Genomic DNA, 1822 nt, shown 5'->3' with positions numbered 1-1822 from the left:
CAGATCCCACTGCACCGGGACACCGGTCGCCCGCACGTCGTTGATCAGGCGGGTGAGGAAGTTGTCGTAGTCGGTCCAGTTGCCGTTGTCGCCCGGGAAGCGGGAGATCGCGTAACCGTCGGCACCCCACAGGTCGTGCACCAGCAGCACGAACTCCCCGCCCAGCGAACGGGTACGCAGCAACTGCGCCCGGGTGGCGTTCCACCGCCGGTCGTACTTGCCCGACACCCACCCGCCCGGACCGTCCAGCTGCGCACCACCCGCCCGCATGTACCGGTACTTCACATCCGTGAAGAAATGGTCGGGCGGGTTGGCACCGTTCTCCGTCATGCCGTAGATCCACCCCGACGCCCGGTATGTGGGGGAACCACTCCCGGCGGAGAAGTTGACCGTGATCGACTCGTCCGCCGCCTGGGCCGGCCCGGCGGTCGCGACGACCGAGGCGGCGACGAGCGCCGCGGCCGACAGCAGCGCGGCCAGGCCGCGGCGGCGCCTGTGCCGCCGGCTGAATCCGATGCTCACTCGTGGCTCCTTCGACGGAAGGGGTGGGGATGGCGGGACAGGCCGTGTCCTGGAAACCGCAGCGTCTCCGCCGGTCTCATTGAATCGATTCGCGGCGGAACTCTGTCAAGGAGATCGCGAACCGTTTCGACAACCCGGATCGTGGCCTGATGGCCGTCGGCCTGCGACGACGGACGACCTGCGGCCGGATCGACTCATCGGTAGAGGATGAAATGTTCATCGACGGGCACTGGAACCGATTCGACGAGGATCCGACACGCGGAAGAGCCCGCAGTGTCGGACGCTCCTGCCCCACCGCGGCCGGCATGTGCGAGCGACAGTTCCCAGGTTCTGGCCAGGACATCGCGATTGGTGCCGCACGCCGGGCGTGCGCGCGGATTCACCCCTAACGTCCCCCCTAAAGCTCCACAGGCCCAGGGACGGGGAACGGCAACATCATTACAGTGAAGACATGTCTGGTGAAATGGCGCCCGGTCGGGGCGAGCTGCGCGCGTCTGACAAGGATCGAGAGCAGGTCGTGGAGCTGCTACGAGTCGCCGCCGGAGACGGCCGGTTGAGCGCGGACGAGCTGGACGGACGGCTCGAAGCTGCGCTGACGGCGCGTACGTACGGGGAGCTCGACGCGCTGCTCACGGACCTTCCGGGGGCCGGACCGGCGTTGGCGCGTGGTGTCGCGGCCACTCTTCCGAAGGAGTTGACGCGGATCGCGGTCGGCAGCGCGAGTGCGAAGCGCGACGGCGATTGGGTGGTGCCGCAGCGCATGCAGGTCGAGTGCAAGAGCGGATCCGTCGTTCTCGACTTCACCGGTGCCGTCATCACGTCACCCACGTTGGAGATCGAGGCGTCGGTGGGCAGCGGATCGGTGACGCTGGTGGTTCCGCCGGACGTCCTCGTGGACGTCGAGGATGTGGCGGTGGGCAGTGGCAAGGTAGAGAATCGCACGCGTGTCGCCCCCGGCACGCCGGTTCGGCTACGCGTCCACGTAACGGGGAAGGTCGGCCCGGGCAGCATCACCGTGCGATAGCCAGGGCCACCCGCCGCAGTTTCCGGCAATGGATGCTGCGGCGTCCGAGGCCGGACAACCCACTCCCCCGCTGACGGTTCGGGCAGCCCTCGGGCATGCGGGCCTTTTCCGAGGGCCCGGGTCCCGGGGCTCGCCCGAGCGGTAGGTGCCGGGCGGTGTGCGGTGCCGGCTCGCGCGCTGTGCGCCACGGGTCAGCGCAGGCGCGGGTCGGCGCAGGCACGGGTCGGCGCAGGCACGGGTCAGCGCAGGCGGGGGTCGAGGGCGTCGCGGACGACG

2 protein-coding genes are annotated in these 1822 nt (G+C 69.4%); one reads left to right on the top strand and one right to left on the bottom strand.

Annotation, left to right across the window (positions count from 1 at the left end):
- On the bottom strand, positions 1–522 hold a 522-nt coding region (locus Mam01_RS29870; protein ID WP_204288549.1), incomplete at its 3' end, for a hypothetical protein.
- Between the two features lie 451 nt (positions 523–973).
- Between Mam01_RS29870 and Mam01_RS29865 the strand changes: the two genes are divergently transcribed.
- Entirely contained in the window at positions 974–1546 is a 573-nt protein-coding gene (locus Mam01_RS29865; protein WP_204288548.1) for a DUF1707 SHOCT-like domain-containing protein, read from the top strand.
- The last annotated feature ends 276 nt before the right edge of the window (positions 1547–1822 follow it).

It is taken from the genome of Microbispora amethystogenes, from assembly GCF_016863015.1.
Classification (GTDB): Bacteria; Actinomycetota; Actinomycetes; order Streptosporangiales; family Streptosporangiaceae; genus Microbispora; species Microbispora amethystogenes.
Note: the sequence above shows the minus strand (reverse complement) of the source record. Positions and strands in the feature narration are given on the sequence as shown.

Coding starts and splice junctions, on each gene's coding strand:
- Mam01_RS29865 (WP_204288548.1), top strand. CDS start 974: ATGTCTGGTGAAATGGCGCCCGGTCGGGGCGAGCTGCGCGCGTCTGAC.